The organism is Methylobacterium marchantiae, assembly GCF_042679825.1.
GTDB lineage: Bacteria > Pseudomonadota > Alphaproteobacteria > Rhizobiales > Beijerinckiaceae > Methylobacterium > Methylobacterium marchantiae.
In genome coordinates this window covers 1-1,245 of record NZ_JBHTND010000072.1, presented here as the reverse complement: position 1 = coordinate 1,245, position 1,245 = coordinate 1, and the positions used below count along the sequence as shown (strand labels likewise).

At 61.3% G+C, this 1,245-nt stretch carries 2 protein-coding genes; both read left to right on the top strand.

What is annotated here, in order from left to right:
• Positions 1-448: 448 nt before the first annotated feature.
• Complete coding sequence (locus ACFQ4G_RS21850; protein ID WP_238209331.1) at positions 449-718, top strand: hypothetical protein; 270 nt, start codon at positions 449-451, stop codon at positions 716-718.
• 117 nt (positions 719-835) lie between these two features.
• Complete coding sequence (locus ACFQ4G_RS21845) at positions 836-1,099, top strand: hypothetical protein (RefSeq protein ID WP_238209330.1); 264 nt, start codon at positions 836-838, stop codon at positions 1,097-1,099.
• The last annotated feature ends 146 nt before the right edge of the window (positions 1,100-1,245 follow it).

Below are 1,245 nucleotides of genomic sequence, written 5' to 3'. Positions count from 1 at the left end.
CGTCCATCCGAGGCTCCGGGTCCGGGGTTACAGGCTTCGCAACCACAGCCTCGCTCGACACCCTCGGATGGACAACCTCCATAGCAACGACACCTAGATCCTGCTTCGGCTTCGCAGCCTGCCTCTCTTTCGCTGATGATCACGCAGCGTCAGCGCATGAAGCTTCGTGAACTCGGTTTCACCGACGCTTCGATCCGGCTGATGACACCGGCCGAGGCGCATCAGCAACTCGGCGTGAATGACTTGGCGTGAGGAGCCTGACGTGAGCCGGGCGAACTCGTTGCGGCGGGAACTCGAGGCAGACAAGTCCACCGCGTCCGGCCTTTGAGACTCCGGTACGCCGTCCCCTACCATCATTGCGACCTTTCCGCCGCTCGGCCGTTGATCCGTGATGCGGGGCTCGCTCGTCTCGAGCAGCCTGTCCGGTCGCGAAATTGAGGAGACCTCTATGAAGCATGTTCTGATTGCAACGACGCTGGTTCTTTCCCCTTTAGCCCTGTCAGCATCGGCCCAGGCGCAGGGAACGGTCCGCGGTGCCGAACGGGGCATCGAGGACGGTAATCGTGCAGCCGGTCCCGTCGGTGGTGTGGTTGGCGGTGCGGTTGGCGCCGCGACCGGAACAGTCGGTGGCGTGCTCGGCGTGGATCCGGATCGTCGCGATGACCGCATGGAGCGCCGTGAGGAGCGTCGTACCGTTCGCGATCGTCGCGACCGCTGAACGAGATCCCGATACTGGTTCAGGTATCGGGATCTTCGTCGCTTTCGCCCGCAGGGTCTTCGGGCCGCGTCAAGGATCGGGTTGCAGGACGAAGCTTGCAGCCCTATCGGTCTTCGAATGACCGAAAAGCTGACGATAGCTGCCCTGCGCGACCTAAAGCTCATTTCTGAAGAAGAAGTAGGGGCGGCAGTCGAAGCCTTCCTCGCCAATCCGCTGGCGCCCCACTTCGTCTTCAAAGAAGGTTACCGGCTTGATCTCGGGAAAGCGGTGCGTCGACACCCTGGCGCAGATGACTTCGTCAATCGGGGGAATGCTGGCCCACTAATGAAGCGTCCCTTCGTTCTCGCCGCAATCTTACAGGCGCGCCCTCTGAGGGAGTGATCCGATCGATACGTTGACGTCCAGCGGCCAGATCGAAACCCGTCAACTGTGAGAGTCTGTCCGGCATCATGATGTTTTCTGACAGAGCTTTCGGGTCATTAGGCGGATGGAGGCCAAGAGGACGAACGCTCGCCCTTTCCGGCTTT